This window comes from Methylocystis sp. L43 (assembly GCF_015709525.1).
In the GTDB taxonomy this organism is placed as follows: Bacteria; Pseudomonadota; Alphaproteobacteria; order Rhizobiales; family Beijerinckiaceae; genus Methylocystis.
On the sequence record NZ_JADNRA010000023.1, the window covers coordinates 1 to 17254 of the forward strand.

Consider the following 17254-nt stretch of genomic DNA (forward strand, 5'->3'; position numbering starts at 1 on the left):
TGTCAGGACACATCAGAAATTGAGAAATCGGCCTGTTGAATTTCAATGCGTTACGAAACGCTGCTGATTTACGCGTATACATTTGAATTGAGAAAACGCCCGAATGATGTACAGTTGAATTGAGAATTTGCGGCTCAACCATTTCTCATGGACGCGGCCGAAAAATGAACAGCAATAATGAGAACGCGCCCTGCCCTGATGACGCCGACACGACGGGGTCCGACGACCCGCAGTGGTTAGAGGCATGTCGACGCGAGGAGGCCATCAGAGAATTGTTAGGCCGCTCCGCGGGCGACCGGCTACGAACAAGCGACGTCGAAGATGTTGCTTTGGACCTCGGGATCAGTCGCGCGACACTTTATCGCCTCGTCGCGATCTATCGCGAAACGCCCACCGTTGAGGCGCTTCAGCCGAAGCCGCGAGGCCGATCGAAAGGGGCGCTCGCTCTCGACAAATCGCGTCATAAGTTGATCCGCCAGACGATCCGGGAAGTCTATCTGAAGCCGCAGCGTCCAACGCTGACCCACCTCGTCGAACAAATCCATTTGCGTTTCGTCCAGCACGGATGGCCATTGCCAGATCGTCGAACGATCAAGACGCGCGTCGATGACATCGAGAGGCGATTGGTCGCGCGTAAACGGAAGGACAAACGCGCGATCAAAGCGACAACGCCAGTTCCGGGCGAATACAAAGCCTCCCGGCCGCTCGAGGTGGTTCAGATCGATCACACGCTCGTCGATCTCATCGTCGTTCACGAAGAGACGCGCGAACCGCTCGCACGCCCTTGGCTGACGCTGGCGATCGATGTGTTTACGCGAATGATTACGGGCTTTCATCTTTCGATGGATCCCCCTTCACGGCTTTCCGTGAGCCTCTGCGTTCTCCATGGCGTTTACGACAAGACAGCCTGGTTGCAGGAACGTGAGATCGACGCGACATGGCCAGTCGCCGGCTTGCCAGAGGCCTTTCACGTCGACAATGGCGCAGATTTCAGAAGCAAGGCTTTCATTCGCGGTTGTCGCAACGAAGGCGTCGATATCATTTGGCGCCCGCCTGGCGAACCGCATTACGGCGGTCATATCGAACGGCTGATCGGAACGATGATGGGTCAGATGCATCTTCTGCCCGGCACTTCATTTGGAAATCCGATCGAACGAGGGTCCTACGATCCGAAAAAGAATTCAGCCATGTCGTTGCGAGAGCTCGAATGCTTTCTCGGCTGGGAGATTGCGGGCGGCTATCACGACCGAATACACAGCACCTTGATGCGCTCACCATTGGCAGTCTGGCGCGAACATGAGGCGCGGATCAATCTGCGCATGCCGCATGATCGAATGGCCTTCTGGGTTTCGTTATTGCCCGAGGCGTATCGAACACTCAGGCCAGACGGCGTCTGGTTGCATGGATTGCCATACTGGTCGAACGTTTTAAGCGCCGATCTCGGAGGCGCCAAACGCGAGCTTTTAGTCAAATATGATCCCCGAGATATTTCAAGAATTTTTGTTCAGCGTCCTTCCGGGCGTTTCGTCGAAGCCCGGAGCCGCGATCTTACGTGCCCATCAATAAGTCTCCGCGAATGGAAACTACGTCGGCGCGAAACGCGAGCGCAAGCGCGCGCGGAACGCGAACCGAACCAGTGGATCACTACTGCAAAGGCCAAGCGTCGCATTGTTGACGATGCAATAAGGAAGACGGCGCAGGCCCGCCGCGACCCGCAGCCCAAAAACAAGATTTCGGTGGATGACGAAGGATTCGGCTCGCTCAAGGGCATCGACTCGCGCACTCCTTCCATTCTGGAAATCGCGGAGAAGCAGCGTGATCGATAGGGCCGCCCACGTCACGGACGAAGTTGCAAGTCTTCTCGACGCATCTAATGACGCGCGGATCCAATTTATTCGATCAAAGCCGTGGGTCCACTATCCAAAAGCAAAACATATCGTCGATTTGATTCAGGGTCTCCCGACTCACCCGCGCACGACGCGAATGCCGTCAATCGCCGTCTATGGCGACAGCGGCATGGGAAAATCGATGATCGTCGGGCGCTTCAAGCACGACCAGATGCTCGCTTTCGATGCAGCAACAGCCGACGCACGACGTAAATTTCTCGTTGTGGAGTTGGCGGGCGGGCCGGGCGAGCGGCGCCTTTATGCACAAATTCTCTCTGCACTTGGCGCCCCTTCCAATCCGCGCGCGACAATTGTCGCATTAGAGCAGACGACAATTCGACTATTGCGAGCCGTGGGCGTTCAAGTCCTGCTGATAGATGAAATTCATAATATCATCGCCGGTTCATGGCGCGAGCAGCGTGTCGTTCTGAACACGCTTCGTTTCTTGAGTAACGAGCTTCAGCTTTCGCTTGTCTGCTTCGGCATCACGGAAGCACGTGAGGCGATCAACGGCGACGTACAGCTTGCCAGACGCTTTGATGTTGTCACGTTGCCGCGCTGGAAAGCCGATGACGAGTTTCAGCAACTCGTCCTTGCCATTCTCCGCAATCTCCCGCTTCGTCAGCCGAGCATTCTGACGGCGCGCGGTCTCAAACGAATTCTTCGAGTGACTGAAGGCGTAACGTCAAAAATATTCCGCCTTGTGAATGAAGTCGCGATCCAGGCTATCGAGACAGGAACGGAACGACTAACCGACGAAGCCATTGATGATTGGAGGCCTATCAGCGAGGAGGAAGCCGCGTTCCAATGACGATGCTGATCAACGCCGCTCGGCGGCCCTTGCCGGTCGTCCTCGACCCGACGCCCGACGAACTTCTTTCATCGTGGCTTCATCGTCATGCAGCTTTCTATGGGCTCACGGAGCCCATGCTCATCTCGTGGCTAAAGCTCGAATCGAAGAAGCTGCGTAGCCTCGACTTCCGCCCAGGTCTCGGCCAGATCGCACGCATCGTAGATTCGTTTCGCACTGATCCAATGGATGTTGTCGCCATGACGCATACAGCGCTTCCAATCGAGGTCGCGGCACTGGTTGGAAGAGGCAAGCCGATTCAATTCTGTCGGACATGCTGCGAGCGACATCGCGCGGCTGACACTCCGGGAGCGGTTCTAAAAAGCTGGCTTGAGGCGTGGCGCGTTACTTGTCCTCTATGCGGTTCGCCGCTCTCAGAAATCGAGGGACCTCGTGCCGGCTGCGATACCGTCCGAAACACGAGCCCATTTGGGGACCATTGGGACGCCGCCAAAATCGGAGAGGAGCTTGTCAATCGTCACTTGCGGGGCGAGCCGACGCCGCTAGCATCCCCTATTGCGATGATGCGGCTTTTGCTGATCTTAAATCGCCCGCAGACGACGCAGCCCCCCGAAGGCTACAATAAGAGCTGGTTGCTCAACGAGATCGTTCCAGGATTTGACGCCGAAGCATTACGCATAGCGCCGTCCATCAGCAAAGGCGCAAACGCTATGGTGCCGCTCTATTTACGCATCGCGCTACTCGCCGGTCTCGCAGTCGCCGCGAAAAACGCGGCGGATACGATTCAGCGCCTGCGCCCCTTCTGTCGCCCCGTCTATCGAAAGCGATTCGACGAGCTCGCCTACGCCGCGCTCGGGATGCCGCTGGAGTTCTCAATTTAAGCGTCAAAGCTCGAAAATGCGCGCCGAAATTCTCAAATATGATGTCAACGCGCCGCGCGAACAGGGATTTTCTAATCAAAGGATGTATCCTGACAACGATCCAATCGGCGACCGCTTCGACCCCGTGTTCTGTGCGCATGGCTAGGGCGAAGTCTTGTGCCGTGCGCAGATAGCGGTTGTCGCAAAGCTCGGCGAGGGCGTGGGTCGCGTTGTGCAGATTATAGCTGGAGAGTTTCAACGCGAGACCGAGGCGCAGGCGCTGGACGCGTTCACCATGGTCGGGCTGGTCGCCGAAGAATGGGACGATCAATTGCGGCCTACCCGCTCGCACGGCTTGAGCGGTTGTACCGATCCCGCCGTGATGCACCACGCACAAAGCGAAGGGGAAGAGTTCGTTGTGCGGCGCGTCGCAGCAAACGAATTCGTCGGGGCCGACCGAGGACGAGAGCCTCCCGGCGTCTTTTGGCCCAGCAAGCAAGACCGCTCGACGCCCGAGGGCGCGAGCCGCGCTTATACTGATGTCATAGAAGTCGCCCGACACTTGAGGAGCGAAGGACCCCAAGGTGAAAACGATTGGTGCGCTCCCCGAGGAAAGGAAGGTTTTCAATGGCTCGCTGAGACCGCGCCTCCCCTCGTCTTGAGGTTCGTAAAAGGGAAAGCCCGGAACCTCCATATTGACTGGTCCATCCGACGGGCGCGACGCGAAATAGGGCGAATAGAGGCCAAAGAGTTGCGTTGCGCCGTTCTTCCCGCCAAAATTGAGGAAAAAGTCTTGGCGTGAGTGTGGTAGTCCCAGCTTACTTCGAAAGGCGTGGAAGCGCTTCATCCGCATGTTCACGCCGATCCGTATGAGGGAACGGACCAATTTGTTAAACGCGATCGCCGTTCGCGACCTGGGCTGAAGGATGTAGGGCGCCGGTGGGGTCAGAGACGGGGCCGCAGCCGACTGCACGTATAATGGCGCAAGGGCGACTCTCGCTCGTCGGGAGGCCGCAGGCTTCAGCGGCCAAATTTGCGCCAACGAGCAGATTATGCGTGACGATGGCGTCCACTCCTTCTGCCACGGCCAGGGTGTCGTCGTAGGTTTCAGAGAGGAAGCGAAGATAGATTTCGTCCAAGATGAAATACGGATTCTTCAACATGATCCGGAAGGCGCCGGAAAGATCGACGCCGAGCGCGCCGACAATGTCGTTCTCGTGCGGGCGCAAGCGAGCATATGCGACGCCCTCGCGCTCGATCGATCCTCGATGCATTTCGGGCGCGGCGATGACGACGTCGAGATCGCGCCGACGCATTGCGTGAGCGATGGCGATGAAGGGATATATGTCGCCGAGAGTGCCGAAGGTTACGAGCAAAACCCGCTTGCGCTGATCCATTCGCCTTTCCTAAATCAATTCGAAGCACAAACTCACACACCAGAAGTAGGAAGCGCGGCGCCGAAGGAAAGATGGCGAATCCGTCGCCGATCTTGCACGAGGACCTTGAACATCATAACGACGTCGAACGGCGGGCCCCCGCCCTGCGCGCCATCGGAATAGCCAAGCGCTGCGACGAGATCAGCGCGGAACTTCTCGAAATCGACCGCCGCCGCGAACGCTTTCAGATGATCCCCGAGCCCGCTCAGCCGTTTCAGCCGCTCGTCTACGTCGAAAAAGCCCGGCTGGCCACGCATCCATCCGCCTCCGATCCTCTCACGGCCAGAGAATCAGAAATGCTCCGATTTGGCGAGGTTCTTAGAAGCGTCAAACTTCGTTGCAGTTGTTGGACGCAAATGTTACCTTACGGATTATGACAAGCGCTCCGACGACTTCCCTGAAGTGGTGGCGCTCCTTCTAGGAGCGGCACGGACGTTTGTTCAAAGACGAACCAAGCCGCCGGTTGAGGCGGGCTCGGTTGTCACCAAAACCCCACTTCGCACTGGCGGCTCTAATCAAGACGAGACCGCCATGCCTCATTGCGAAAACTTTGCCCCAATCATCCTGACCGGCGACCGTCCGACCGGGCCTCTGCATCTAGGTCACTATGTCGGCACTCTCAAAAATCGCGTCGCGATGCAACGAAGCCACCGGCAGTTTGTGCTGATAGCTGACGCGCAAGGACTCACAGACAACGCCGACAATCCCGACCGGATTCGGCGTAACGTTATCGAGGTGTGCCTCGATTACCTCGCCGTTGGCGTTGATCCTGCCTACACGACCATCTGCCTGCAATCTTCGCTCTCCGCATTGAATGAGTTGACACTGTTTTATTTGAATTACGTCACCGTTGCCCGTTTGGAACGGAATCCGACGATCAAGGATGAAATTCGAACGCGTGGCTTTGGCCGCGATATCCCGGCCGGATTCCTATGTTATCCCGTCGCGCAAGCTGCCGACATCACGGCATTTAAGGCCACTGTTGTGCCCGTGGGCGACGACCAAGTCCCGATTATTGAACAAACCAACGAAATCGTACGGCGTATCAACCGGCAGGCCGCTCGCGAGGTCTTGCCTGAGGCAAAGGCGGTGGTGCCCAAGATTGGCCGCCTACCGGGCATCGATGGCGAGCGAAAGATGAGTAAGTCGCAAGGCAATGCCATCTACCTCTCAGCTTCCCGCGACGAGATCGGCACTGCCGTGCGCCGAATGTATACTGACCCAGGCCATTTACGCGTATCTGACCCCGGTAAAATCGAGGGCAACATCGTTTTCACCTACCTCGACGCTTTCGACCCCGACGTAGATGCCGTGGCCGATTTGAAGGCGAGCTACCGACATGGTGGCTTGGGCGATATCGCTCTAAAGCAGAGATTGGAGCAAGTGCTTGAGACTTTGATCGCGCCTATCCGCGAGCGGCGAGCTGAACTGGCCCGACGTCCGGATGATGTGATTGATGTCCTCCGGCAAGGTACAAAGACGTCACGATTCGTGACGCAGCAAACTCTTTCTGAAGTACGGGAAGCGCTGGGGCTGTTTATCTTGGCCTGATGCCGTATTTGTGCAGAAGTCAAGAATTTCGGAACAGGGATTTCGCTCGGAAAATCGCACCTTTTTGAGAGACGCGTCGGAACGCGCAAAAGCCCGCCGGAGCGGCGGACTCGAGGTTCCATATTGGCGGCTTATGCGCGAGGCGCGGAATGTCCCGCGCCTTTCAGAATCACCACGCTTCCGAAAATAAGTTCATTTTTTCCCACTTTCGCAGTCCCGCCATATTCGGCGTCGACACTCGTGAGCAAGTCAAACCACTTTTCAAAGGTGTGCCATGGCGCGGCGTGACGAATACAGCGATGGCCCTGGTCGGCTTCCCACCACGTTGATGACGCGACGGGATGGTATGCGGACTATCAATTCCAAGGCTATGGAAGAGCTTATCTGCCAGCACGTTTACGGCCAGTATCTCACCGTTCGTGTCCGCGGAGTTGTCGACGCGCTGATCCACGCTCAGGCGAAATACCAGTGCCACGTGACGGCAGAGAAGCTTAACGAAGTGGCCCGGGAGCTGATCGAGTGTAAGTCACGGCCGACGGTCCGCCGCGCGATCAAGCGTGCGGTGGATCTGGGCCTGTTCTCAGAAGAGAAGGAAGGTCGCCAGATTTATTACTACTTCGCGCCCGCGCAGTCGGCCCTCGTGCACCGGGTCCTTGCTTTGAAGGTCCTCATTCCGTCCGTTGTCGTAGCTCAGCTGAGCGACGAATTAAACCCGACGGCTGGGAGCGACCTCATCCCGGAAGGATGCTACTATAACGTCATTGAGTGGTACCCGGAGAACAAGAAGAACAACGGAGAGACGGAATGATCCTGATACGCCGCATTATCGCACTAGCCATCGCCGCCTCGGTGATGGCCATTCTGCCTTTGCAGGTGAAGACGTCTCGGGTTTCGCCTGTCGCTATTAACGTTCAATCCGCGGCGGCTGGGTACGCCAGTGGCGGCTCTAAATAAGGCAAGCGGGTTTCCATTTGCCGCTTTGCTGCCGTGGGGATGATAGAGCGTCAGGGTGGCCTCCAGAGGTTCAGCCACAGGGGCTGGGCCGCGAAACTGGAGAAGTCAAATGAATACCCTTGATTTCAAGCGCACCATTAGCGCTTTCGCCGTGGCGGCCGGTGTGGTCGCGACCGCCCCCACGCTGGTGATGGCGCAGCAGACCTCGCTTCAGCTGGAGAACGCGCCCGGCGCCCGTCCGAAGTCGTCCGTCACGGTCACCGCCAACGTTGTCAACCGGTCGCGAACCGACTCGACCGGCGGCACTGTTGTGTTCGACAACGAGTACTCCCAGTGCACCGTAACTTTCGGCCCGATCCGCGCCCTCGGTGGATCGGCTTCCGGTAGCTGCGTTCTGGACGGCTATGCGCTGATGGCGAAGTCGCAGTTTAATGCCGCCAACGGCACGCACTGGGTCGGCTGGGCCGGTAACGGTCAGGCGTTCAGCGTTATCGACATCAACCTAAACGACGCAAAGTAACATCGAGGCCACGGCTTAGGCTGTGGGAATTATGGCCGCCGAGGTGGGATACTCCTCGGCGGTTTTTTGCATCCTTGGGGTCGTTTGCGGCAACGTCGGCATCGGTCCCGCCGCTTCTGCCGAAAAGCTGGACGTGAACGGCGTGGTAATGGTGGCAGGCACCGGCAGCCTTCTTTGGCACCCCCGCGTGTTCCTGTGTTCTGGTTCCGGCGCAGGCTCCGACTCCTACTTAACGCCAGGGTCGTGCTTAGGGTTCACACATTGGCCGGTGGAGGTTTCTCCCGGCGCATAACGAGCTCCTGTCGACACACTTGGTCGACGCGACTCGAACTCAACTTGCAGAGATTCTTGCCGACGCGCCCTCGCTACGCCCTTTGACGTCGCGGGTGCCCGCTGGAAAGCGGTAAACCAGGTCGTCACCATCAAGAGCGCGGGACAGGCACCGTCAGCTTGCAGGCATTGCTGGCGCGCTATGGCGTTACTCAGACGCGACGAATGCGCATCGGCTCGGATCGATGGAGTTCACCGGCCATATCGTCGAACTCGGTGTCGAGTTCTAACTCTCCGATGTCTCCATCATCGTAAGCGCTGTTTTGACCGCACCTTTTCTGGGGCTAGGGACGGGGCGATATTCGGAGCGTTGAGGAGCTCCGACACATGTCGATTTTAGAGCATAAGCACGTGTCGGAGATTGAGGCGGCTCCGCCACGACGTGTCGAGATTTTTACTGGGGCCGGTCGCCGCCGCACGTGGACGGCGGAAGAAAAGGCGTCGATCGTTGCGGAGAGTTATGAGGAAGGCGTCCACGCCTGCCAAGTTGCTCGCCGACATGGTTTGACGCCACAGCAATTGTTCACGTGGCGGCGCGCGGCGCGGGAAAGTTTGAAGGCTGTTGACGCCGAAACTCCCTCAGCATTTGTTCCTGCGGTTGTTGAAGCGACAGCTGTGAAAGCAACGCCTGCCGAGCCGGCCGACGCCCAAGCGGCCTCTGTTCGGCCGCCGATTATCGAACTTGAGATCGGCGGTTCGCGCGTATGGATATGGCGCGGGGCGGAGGCGGCGCTGGTGACCGCGATCGTCGGCGCGTTGAAGGACGATAAAAGATCGGACTGCGCGTGATCGGCCCGACGGGCGCGGTCCGCGTCATGGTGGCGACGAAGCCCGTCGACTTCCGTAAGGGCGCGGAGGGTCTCGCGGCGCTGGTGCGCGAGACGATGCAGGCCAATCCCTTCGACGGCGCGATTTACGTTTTCCGCGCCAAGCGCGCGGATCGGATTAAACTCGTGTTCTGGGACGGCACGGGCGTATGCCTCTTCGCCAAGCGACTGGAGGACGGCGAGTTCCGCTGGCCCAAGATCGATGACGGCGTCATGCGATTGTCGGCGGCGCAATTGTCGGCGCTGCTCGAAGGACTCGATTGGCGGCGCGTGCGCGCGGCGAAAGAGACGCCGGCCCCCGCGTTGCCGGGATGAGCTGCGACACAGTGAATCAGGGCCTCGAAGAGCGTCGAAAGACGGCAGAAAATATGGTGTTCTGCGGCTATGGCGCAGGCGATCGAGAGGCTTCCCGACGATCCGAACGAACTGAAGGCGATGCTTCTCGCCGAGCGCGCGCGCAACGAGCGCCTGGTTCAGATCATCAAGGAGATGCAGCGCCATCGCTTCGGGCGGCGCGCCGAGACGCTTCCCGAAGACCAGATGCTGCTCGCGCTTGAAGAGGTCGACCAGACGGAAGCCGGCGCGGCGGCGGCGGCGGAAGCCAAATCCGCCGCCGAACGTGAGAAGGCGGCCAGAAAGCGCCGCACGAACCGTGGCGCGCTGCCTGCCCATCTGCCGCGCATCGAGACCATCGTCGACATCGACGAGAAGGCCTGTCCCTGCTGCAAGGGCGCGCTTCACCGGATCGGCGAGGATGTCTCCGAGCGGCTCGACATTGTGCCGGCGCAGTTCCGGGTGCTGGTGACTCGGCGTCCCAAATACGCCTGTCGCGCCTGCGAGGGCGCGGTCGTGCAGGCGCCGGCCCCGGCGCGGCTGATCGAAGGCGGACTGCCGACCGAGGCGACCGTCGCCCACGTGCTCGTTTCCAAATATGCAGATCACCTTCCGCTCTATCGGCAGGCCCAGATCTACGCCCGGCAGGGCATCGCGCTCGACCGTTCGACGCTCGCCGACTGGGTTGGACGCGCCGCCTGGCATTTGCGGCCCGTGCATGAGCGACTTCTGGAACACATAAGATTGTCGACGAAAATCTTCGCCGACGAGACAAAGGCGCCGGTGCTCGACCCCGGACGGGGGCGCACCAAGACCGGCCAGCTCTGGGCTTATGCGCGCGACGACCGGCCTTTCGGCGGCGCAGATCCGCCGATCGCCGTCTATGTCTATGCGCAAAACCGAAAATCCGAGCAGCCGCTCACGCATCTTGCCGGCTTCACGGGCGTCGTGCAGGTTGACGGTTACGCCGGCTATCGTGCGCTGGCGCAGAAGAACAGCGTGTCGCTCGCCTTCTGCTGGTCGCATGTCCGCAGGCGATTTTACGAACTCGCCGCCGCCGGCCCTGCGCCGATCGCCAGCGAGGCGCTCGAGCGCATCGGCGCGCTCTACGCGGTCGAGAGCAATATCCGGGGTCAGAACCCGGATGACCGGCGCGCGGCGCGACAGGAAAAATCCCGCCCCATCCTCGACGCCCTCGAGCCATGGCTGCGTGAAAAGCTCACGCTGATCAGCCAGAAGACCAAGCTCGCCGAGGCGATCCGCTACGCGCTCTCGCGCTGGGACGGCCTAACGCGCTTCGTCGACGACGGGCGCATCGAGATCGACTCCAACATCGTCGAGCGCGCCATCCGCCCCATTACGATGCGTGAGTCATTGTGCATTCCCTCGTCAAGTATCTGTAAACATTGGAAGCGTGTGTTCGTCGACGACGCGACACGGGCGACCTTTACGGGCAACCGCCGCTTTAACCGGCTCCAGCGTCAGATCTTCGGCGCGGATTTGATGCGGCGCGCCCGGAACCACCTGTATTGCTGGAAGCGCGCCGGATTTGATCAGGCGTCGTATCGCGTGGTGTGTGACGCCTAAAGTCTTCGCCGCCTCTGCCATGGTGAGCCATTCGCCATCCTTTTCCGCGGATCGATACGCGTGGATGCCTCGGACGCGTCGAACGGAAGCGACGCGATGCGCCGTCCACGTCTTGCCCTGGCCAGTGGGCAGGCTCATTCGATTCAGCGACGCGGCGATGTGTTCGTCAGACCAGCGACCGGCCATGCTTCTCATGACCGCCAACGCGTCTTCGGCTGTCGCGCAGCCATGTTCTCCTGTTCGAGGTTTGCGCACGCGCAATTCGGAGTGCTGACCTCCACGCCAATGGATCGTGAGCACGACATCGCGCGCTTCATCGTCAACATCGACGACAATGTCGGCGATCAGTGACCGGAGCATTTGCTGGCGAGCGCGCATCGTCACGCCGGCCGCATTCCAAGCCGCCGACAGATTATCTGCCAAATTGACGAAGGCACTGGGGTCGACCTTGATATCCGGGCGCCTTTCTGCAGGTTGTCGCGCCTCCAGATCTCGGACACGTCGGAGCGCGGCCTCCCAATTCTTTTCCAGTTGCGCGGCGATGAGGCGATTGTCCGGATCGCAAGCAGCATAACGACGCTCCGCCAAGCCGGCCTCGTAGCGGGCTTGCTGCAACTCCATGTCCAAGATGCGCTGCTGATCTTCTTGCTGTTCCCGGTGCATCCGCTCCGCCTTGAATGCGGCTTCGATCGCCACTGGCTCGACCGCCCTCAAAATCTCCCGGGCAACCGCGGCGTCTACCCGCGGGCCGCCGAAGGTCATGCACCGGGGCAGGCCCATCATAAGGTTTGGCTTGTCGCAGCGATATACCGGTCGGCTTTGCGGATTACCGGTGTAGGCGACCGAAAGTCTTCGGCCGCAACGCCTACAGGTTAGCACGCCTGACAGAAGCGCCCTTCCTCCCCGGCCAGACTTTACGCCGCCGGCGCGACCGTAATTGTTGAGCGCGAGTTGCTTTTGATTGCGCTCATATTCCGCCCATTCGATATATCCCTCGTGATGGTCCTTGAGCATCACCTCCCAAGTTCCGATCGGCTTTCCGTGCCCGTAACTGCGCCGAGCTCTGCCGTCGACGATCGAAGTGCGCTTCTCGCTCTTCCCGTACACGTAAACTCCCGCGTAAAACGGATTCTTGAGAACGGCGATCACGTTGCGGTAGCGGATTGGCAACCAGTCGAAGCTCGTCATGCGTCCTTCGTCGGAAGGCCGTGGAAAGTGGATCTGATCGGCCTTCATCGAGAGCAGCACCTGACGTGCGCTGCCGAGTTCGCGGAACCGGACGAAGATGAGTCGGATTACCTCCTGGAGGCGTCGATCGGGATCGAGCCCAAGCCCGGCGTCACGATGCCAAGTATAGCCAAACGGGACCGATATCCGCAGCTCGCCACGGCTGGCCTTGGACCGTGCAGCGTCCACCATCCTTGCGCGTAGGACGCCGAGTTCAAACTCGCTGATGCTGCCTTTCATGCCAAGAAGTAGGCGATCATTGGGCCGACACGGGTTGTAGACGCCGTCGAGATCGATGACACGAGCTTCCACAAGTCCGCAAAGTTCGAGCAGATGATGCCAGTCGCGACCGTTTCGCGCGAGTCGCGACGCATCGAAGCACAGAACGGCGCCGACCTTGCCCGCACACAGCCATGCAACCAGGCGGTCGAATCCGGGACGCGCCACTGTCCCACTCGCCGATCGGCCGAGATCATCGTCGATAATTTCGACATCGACGAAACCGCGCTCGCGAGCGACATCGACCAGATCATACTGGCGCCGCTTGCCCTCCAGGTTGCTCATGACCTGAGATTGCGTCGACTGACGCACATAGACGACGGCCTTCTTCTTGAGGACGGCTGCCGGAATCAGCTCAGCGCTCGTCATCTTCAAGCTCCGCCACGCTGAGGCCCGCGGCCTGCATGAGGATTTGTGCGAGTGTCGTGACGACTTTGTCCCGCTCGGGACATTGCAGGCCGTCCAATCTGTTGTCTTCGAACGACAAACTCATCTGCCGGCCCGTCGCCGACGGCGTCTCGAGAGACTGCATTGTTTTCCTCCGGAACGATTGCGACATCGCTCCGGGAGTCTGCGGCCTTGACCGCGCCTTTCAACCGACGCTGCAACTCAACCAGCGCGGCCACGTCAACGCGCGGCGCGCCGATCGCCATGCCGGCGCAAACCACGGGATCGAGCATCCAGCCGGCGATCGAAATCACGACGCCGGCCGGCCCTTGCACTTGAAGGAATGGGCCAGTTGCGCGCTGCTCAACCCGACGAATCAAAACCTTGCTGCCGCAATATGGATGCCATCGGTAGTGGACCTCCAATTCCTGACCGACATGGGCAGAATGAACGGGTGATGGCCCTTAATAGGAAGAACGCTCTCTTCGCGGGTTCCGATGGCGGGGCTGAGAACTGGGCGATCGTCGCATCGCTTATCGAGACCTGCAAGATCAACGGCGTCGATCCGCAAGCCTATATGACCGACGTCCTCACGAAGATCGTCGACGGCCATCTCGCCAGCAAACTCGACGAACTCATGCCCTGGGCCTACGCGCAGCCGGTCGCACTCAAAGACGTGGCCTGAAAACAGCGGTTACCCATCATCGGCGGACAGACCTAAAGCGCCGTCGAGATCGGCCTCCGGTTGCGGCCTCTCCAAAAGCCCTTCGTCTTCGAGCCGTTCGATATCGGGAAGCTCGCGCAATGTCGCGAGTCCGAAGACCTCCAGGAATTTCTTGGTCGTCACATAGGCGAACGGCGCGCCGGGCCGAGGCGCGCGCAAGGCGCCGTCGATCAGGCCATGGCGCTTGAGCGCGCCGATGACGTCGCGGCTGATCTCTTTGCCGGCGACCGACGAGAGTTCGGCGCGGGTGGCGGGTTGCAGATAGGCGATCGCGGTCACCGCCAAAATCTCGGTCGGCGTCAATTCGGGCGCGCCCGCAATGCGCAGATCGCCGCCGGCCGCCGCGCGGATCGCCGGCGCGAAACGCGGCCTGGTGCGCAGCTGATAGCCGCCGGCGACAAAGACGAGTTCATAGGGTCTCGCGCGTAAATCGTCGCGGATGTCGGCGATCAGGTCGTCGAGATTGCAGGTCGCGCCAACCAGCCTGGCGAGCGTCTCGCGCGATACCGGGGTCCGCGCGGCGAAAATCACCGCTTCGACGCGCCCCATCCACTCGCGCCAGCGCACGGCTTCCGGCAACTCCATAAGCGCGGGATCGAATGACTCGTGCAGCTCGCTTTTTTGGGGGCGGCCCATGTTTGCGCCTCACATTGGTTCTTGCCGCGTTTGCTTCATCAAAGCCGCTTGCTCTTTGCTCGACAACGCATTTTTAAAACGTGTTTCCCGCGCCGAACCAGCGTCCACTTCGACTGGAAACGCTTCAGAGCCCATAAAGCCGGAAGCTCGCGCGCCCCGAGAGCTCTCGCACGGCGCGAAGTTCAATGAGCCGATCAAACAGACGCCGCGCGCCGCGGTCGGAGAGCCTTGCCGTTTTCGCCGCGCGCGCCGGCGTCACGCAATCATCGGCGAGCAGCATCTCGATGACCGGCGCCGCGCTCTTGGCCCGCAATTTCGGCGCGGCGTCGAGAAGTTTTTGCGTTTGGCGCGACAAGGCGCCAGCGACATCGATCGCCTCACCCGCCGCAAGCGCGTAGGCGCCGGCGAGCGCGGTCGACCAGTCGCTGTCGCGTGGACGCGCTCGACGGCCGTTTTGACCGCGGCGCAATGCGGGATGCGCGACCACCGTGGCCAGCAGCGGAATTGGCGCCTTCCAGCCGAGTTTTTGCGCCAGCGCGACATCGGCGAGCCAGAGGACAAAGATTTCCGCATCGATTGCAGGGACGGCCGCGAGACAATGCATCGCCGCTTCGCTCACGCGCGCGGCCGCGGCGAGCGGCTCGTCGGCCTTTATCATGGCGTCACGCAACGCGCCGGCGAGACCCTGCGCGTCCATGGCGCTCGGCGCCCCAACATGTTCAGCGGCGATCGCCAATGTCGCTGCGTCAAATTTCACGGAGCGCGACGCAAACAGCCGAAATAGGCGATGCAGGCGGCCGGCCGGGCTGGTCTCGCCGCCGCAGCCGGTGAGATGCTCGGCGTCGCGGAGCGCCGCTTCGTCCTCGCGCAGCCGCGCGAGACGCGCGCAGGCCGCGGCGGCTGTGAGCGCCAGGCGCTGGCGCAGCGCGCCCGAAAAAACCGGCTCGACGCCGAAGTTTTTGCCGGCATTAGAAACATCGACGGAGTCTCTGCCGGCGCTCGAAACATCGGCGCCGGCGCGCAAAATCTGATCGAGATGGGCGATCCCGGCGCCGGCGAGAAACATCGCGTTTCTGACGCCGCCGGCGCCGCCGTTGAGCCTCGCCCAACGCGGAAGCGGCTGGATTTCCGGAAGATTTGGGGGGCGCGACGGGTTTAGAGGACGGCTTCGCACGACGCGCCGCGGGCGCGCCATCGGCGCGGGTTCAAGGCTCAACGGGTGGGGCGAATCGCTTTCCAACATGCGCGGAATCGTAGGCGCGGAACGGGTCCAGCGGCAAGCCACGGCGGCGCTTTATCGTTAAATTTAGCGCCATATCCGCCCTGCTTGTCGGCTCTCCCACATGTCCGATAATGTGCGCTTATCGGACATGATTCGACAGGCCCGGAGTTCCGGGCGCGCGGATCCGAATTCGGGCGCCCAGAGCCTGCCGAGGCGTCGTATTTTTGCGCCCCAAACAACGCCAGGCCTCAAACAGGCCAAAATGAGGACGCGTATGACCAAGATCGATGATGATCTCGCCAGCGGCGGGGCCCCGCTCGCCGCGCGCGCCCCCTCCCCGCATCTCGCCGCGCTCTCCGAAAAAGCCCGCGATTACGCCCGCAACGCCCGCTCCGACAATACAAGACGCGCCTATGAGTCAGATTGGCGGCAGTTCGCCGCCTGGCTGCGCCGGCAGGGCCTCGATCCCCTGCCCCCGGAGCCGCAGACGGTCGGCCTTTATTTGGCCGCTTGTGTGGACAGCGAGCGCAGTCGCGCGCCGCTGAGCGTTTCGACGCTGGAGCGCCGGCTGGCCGGCATTTGCTGGCGTTATCGCCAGCGCGGCGAACCGCTCGACACATCCGATCGGCATATTTCCACGGTGCTCGCTGGCATTCGCCGCGCCCATGGCCGACCGCCGGTCCAAAAGGAAGCCATCTTCGCCGACGAACTCATCGCTATGCTGGCGACGCTCGAGATGGATCTGCGCGGCCTGCGCGACCGCGCCATTTTGGCGATCGGCTTCGCCGGCGGCCTGCGCCGCTCGGAAATCGTCGGTCTCGATTGCGGGCCCGATCAGAGCGAGGACGGAACCGGCTGGATCGAGATTTTCCGACCCGCAAGGCGGCCCGAAAGCGAGTCTGAGGAGGTGCAAGGCGATCCGAAATTGGACGTGCCTGAAGACACGGGCGAGGGCGGCCTGCTGCTGACCATCAACGGCAAGACCGGCTGGCGCGAGGTCGAAGTCGGCCGCGGCGCGCGTCCGGAAACCTGCCCCGTCGCCCTGCTGGAGACCTGGATGCGTCTCGGCCGGATCAGCCAGGGGCCCCTCTTCCGCCCAATTGCGCGCAAGAATGGCGGCGTTTCCCCTGAGCGGCTGACCGATAAACATGTCGCCCGGCTGGTGCAGAAAACCGCACTTGCCGCCGGCATTCGCAGCGATCTGACCGAGGGCGAAAGACGCCTCGCCTTTGGCGGCCATTCGCTGCGCGCCGGCCTCGCCTCGTCGGCGCAGATCGAGGAGGCGCATGTGCAAAAGCACCTCGGCCATGCCAGCGCCGAAATGACGCGTCGCTACCAGCGAAAACGCGACAGGTTCCGGGTCAATCTCACCAAAGCGGCGGGGCTGTAACGACGCCGTTCACGAGCCATTTTCTTCGGCTGATTGAGAATCCGCGAATGGCGGTAACGCACCGTAGGTGGCGGCGGCCATCAGCGCCTGCGCGGCGATGTCCCCTGCCCGGCTTAGGAGATCAGCCGGCGCCGCATTCCCCGAATCCGCCAACGGAACAAGGTCGATGATTTTGACCAGGGCGTCGGAAAGGATGGCGAGTTGGGTCGTTGTATCGGTCATCGCGTCCGCGCTCCCTCGATGGTCAACGATAATCGCCAAATCCATGGCAATGAAACCCACGCCGGAATTCCA

15 protein-coding genes and 4 pseudogenes are annotated in these 17254 nt (G+C 60.9%); 11 read left to right on the forward strand and 8 right to left on the reverse strand.

Annotation, left to right across the window (positions count from 1 at the left end):
* Positions 1-164: 164 nt before the first annotated feature.
* The 3 genes from IYX23_RS05825 to IYX23_RS20185 all read left to right on the forward strand — a co-directional run bounded on the left by IYX23_RS05825 (position 165) and on the right by IYX23_RS20185 (position 3578).
* Entirely contained in the window at positions 165-1826 is a 1662-nt protein-coding gene (locus IYX23_RS05825) for a Mu transposase C-terminal domain-containing protein (protein ID WP_124740569.1), read from the forward strand.
* A complete protein-coding gene (locus tag IYX23_RS05830) occupies positions 1816-2697 on the forward strand; it encodes a TniB family NTP-binding protein (protein WP_124740570.1) in 882 nt (293 codons plus the stop codon). The genes IYX23_RS05825 and IYX23_RS05830 overlap by 11 nt, the downstream gene beginning before the upstream one ends.
* Positions 2698-3269: 572 nt before the next feature.
* Positions 3270-3578: a hypothetical protein gene (locus tag IYX23_RS20185; protein ID WP_196391677.1), complete on the forward strand. Its 309-nt coding sequence runs from the start codon at positions 3270-3272 to the stop codon at positions 3576-3578.
* A 217-nt stretch (positions 3579-3795) separates the two neighbouring features.
* On the opposite strand, the pseudogene IYX23_RS20620 reads toward IYX23_RS20185, so the two are convergent.
* The 3 genes and pseudogenes from IYX23_RS20620 to IYX23_RS05845 form a co-directional block, all read right to left on the reverse strand.
* Positions 3796-4410 (reverse strand): annotated as a pseudogene (locus IYX23_RS20620) (glycosyltransferase); the annotation flags it as partial.
* A gap of 37 nt (positions 4411-4447) precedes the next feature.
* Positions 4448-4954, reverse strand: a complete 507-nt coding sequence (locus tag IYX23_RS20190; protein ID WP_245435109.1) for a glycosyltransferase — start codon at positions 4952-4954, stop codon at positions 4448-4450.
* A 95-nt stretch (positions 4955-5049) separates the two neighbouring features.
* Positions 5050-5250: pseudogene (locus IYX23_RS05845) on the reverse strand (IS5/IS1182 family transposase); the annotation flags it as partial.
* A gap of 274 nt (positions 5251-5524) precedes the next feature.
* Between IYX23_RS05845 and trpS the strand changes: the two are divergent.
* From trpS to IYX23_RS05875, 6 genes are all read left to right on the forward strand, one after another.
* A complete protein-coding gene (gene trpS / locus IYX23_RS05850) occupies positions 5525-6544 on the forward strand; it encodes a tryptophan--tRNA ligase (RefSeq protein ID WP_124740587.1) in 1020 nt (339 codons plus the stop codon).
* A 370-nt stretch (positions 6545-6914) separates the two neighbouring features.
* Positions 6915-7352: a hypothetical protein gene (locus tag IYX23_RS05855; RefSeq protein WP_154454079.1), complete on the forward strand. Its 438-nt coding sequence runs from the start codon at positions 6915-6917 to the stop codon at positions 7350-7352.
* Positions 7353-7607: 255 nt separating this feature from the next.
* Positions 7608-8018 (forward strand): hypothetical protein, encoded by a 411-nt coding sequence (locus IYX23_RS05860; RefSeq protein WP_124740589.1) that lies wholly within the window; start codon positions 7608-7610, stop codon positions 8016-8018.
* 945 nt (positions 8019-8963) lie between these two features.
* Positions 8964-9137: a hypothetical protein gene (locus IYX23_RS20195; protein WP_246695856.1), complete on the forward strand. Its 174-nt coding sequence runs from the start codon at positions 8964-8966 to the stop codon at positions 9135-9137.
* A complete protein-coding gene (tnpB, locus tag IYX23_RS05870) occupies positions 9134-9490 on the forward strand; it encodes an IS66 family insertion sequence element accessory protein TnpB (protein WP_109027270.1) in 357 nt (118 codons plus the stop codon). Before IYX23_RS20195 ends, tnpB begins: the two co-directional genes overlap by 4 nt.
* A 69-nt stretch (positions 9491-9559) precedes the next feature.
* On the forward strand, positions 9560-11095 hold the full coding sequence (locus IYX23_RS05875; RefSeq protein WP_154454078.1) for an IS66 family transposase: 1536 nt from the start codon (positions 9560-9562) through the stop codon (positions 11093-11095).
* Here IYX23_RS05875 and IYX23_RS20625 read toward each other — a convergent pair.
* Positions 11051-12970: pseudogene (locus tag IYX23_RS20625) on the reverse strand (recombinase family protein); the annotation flags it as partial. The gene IYX23_RS05875 and the pseudogene IYX23_RS20625 sit on opposite strands and share 45 nt — an antisense overlap.
* The gene (locus tag IYX23_RS05885) at positions 12957-13133 is read right to left on the reverse strand and encodes a hypothetical protein (protein ID WP_192879634.1); all 177 of its coding nucleotides are present in this window, start codon (positions 13131-13133) and stop codon (positions 12957-12959) included. The pseudogene IYX23_RS20625 and the gene IYX23_RS05885, both read right to left, overlap by 14 nt.
* A gap of 312 nt (positions 13134-13445) precedes the next feature.
* Between IYX23_RS05885 and IYX23_RS05890 the strand changes: the two are divergent.
* A pseudogene (locus IYX23_RS05890) lies at positions 13446-13673 on the forward strand (transposase domain-containing protein); the annotation flags it as partial.
* A 9-nt stretch (positions 13674-13682) separates the two neighbouring features.
* Here the strand turns inward: IYX23_RS05890 and IYX23_RS05895 are convergent.
* Positions 13683-14348 carry an SMC-Scp complex subunit ScpB gene (locus tag IYX23_RS05895; RefSeq protein ID WP_109027268.1) on the reverse strand — a complete coding sequence of 222 codons (666 nt, stop codon included), beginning with the start codon at positions 14346-14348 and terminating at the stop codon, positions 13683-13685.
* Between the two features lie 124 nt (positions 14349-14472).
* Complete coding sequence (locus IYX23_RS05900; protein ID WP_109027267.1) at positions 14473-15591, reverse strand: DUF1403 family protein; 1119 nt, start codon at positions 15589-15591, stop codon at positions 14473-14475.
* A 253-nt stretch (positions 15592-15844) separates the two neighbouring features.
* Between IYX23_RS05900 and IYX23_RS05905 the strand changes: the two genes are divergently transcribed.
* The gene (locus tag IYX23_RS05905) at positions 15845-16960 is read left to right on the forward strand and encodes a tyrosine-type recombinase/integrase (protein ID WP_154454077.1); all 1116 of its coding nucleotides are present in this window, start codon (positions 15845-15847) and stop codon (positions 16958-16960) included.
* Between the two features lie 9 nt (positions 16961-16969).
* On the opposite strand, the gene IYX23_RS05910 is transcribed toward IYX23_RS05905, so the two are convergent.
* Positions 16970-17242 carry a hypothetical protein gene (locus IYX23_RS05910; protein WP_154454076.1) on the reverse strand — a complete coding sequence of 91 codons (273 nt, stop codon included), beginning with the start codon at positions 17240-17242 and terminating at the stop codon, positions 16970-16972.
* Positions 17243-17254 lie beyond the last annotated feature (12 nt).

Bases quoted from the DNA above. Each gene is read 5' to 3' on its own strand.
- IYX23_RS05825 (WP_124740569.1), top strand. From the start codon at position 165: ATGAACAGCAATAATGAGAACGCGCCCTGCCCTGATGACGCCGACACG.
- IYX23_RS20190 (WP_245435109.1), bottom strand. From the start codon at position 4,954: ATGGATCAGCGCAAGCGGGTTTTGCTCGTAACCTTCGGCACTCTCGGC.
- trpS (WP_124740587.1), top strand. From the start codon at position 5,525: ATGCCTCATTGCGAAAACTTTGCCCCAATCATCCTGACCGGCGACCGT.
- IYX23_RS05855 (WP_154454079.1), top strand. From the start codon at position 6,915: ATGGAAGAGCTTATCTGCCAGCACGTTTACGGCCAGTATCTCACCGTT.
- IYX23_RS05860 (WP_124740589.1), top strand. From the start codon at position 7,608: ATGAATACCCTTGATTTCAAGCGCACCATTAGCGCTTTCGCCGTGGCG.
- IYX23_RS05875 (WP_154454078.1), top strand. From the start codon at position 9,560: ATGGCGCAGGCGATCGAGAGGCTTCCCGACGATCCGAACGAACTGAAG.
- IYX23_RS05885 (WP_192879634.1), bottom strand. From the start codon at position 13,133: ATGCAGTCTCTCGAGACGCCGTCGGCGACGGGCCGGCAGATGAGTTTG.
- IYX23_RS05895 (WP_109027268.1), bottom strand. From the start codon at position 14,348: ATGGGCCGCCCCCAAAAAAGCGAGCTGCACGAGTCATTCGATCCCGCG.
- IYX23_RS05900 (WP_109027267.1), bottom strand. From the start codon at position 15,591: ATGTTGGAAAGCGATTCGCCCCACCCGTTGAGCCTTGAACCCGCGCCG.
- IYX23_RS05905 (WP_154454077.1), top strand. From the start codon at position 15,845: ATGACCAAGATCGATGATGATCTCGCCAGCGGCGGGGCCCCGCTCGCC.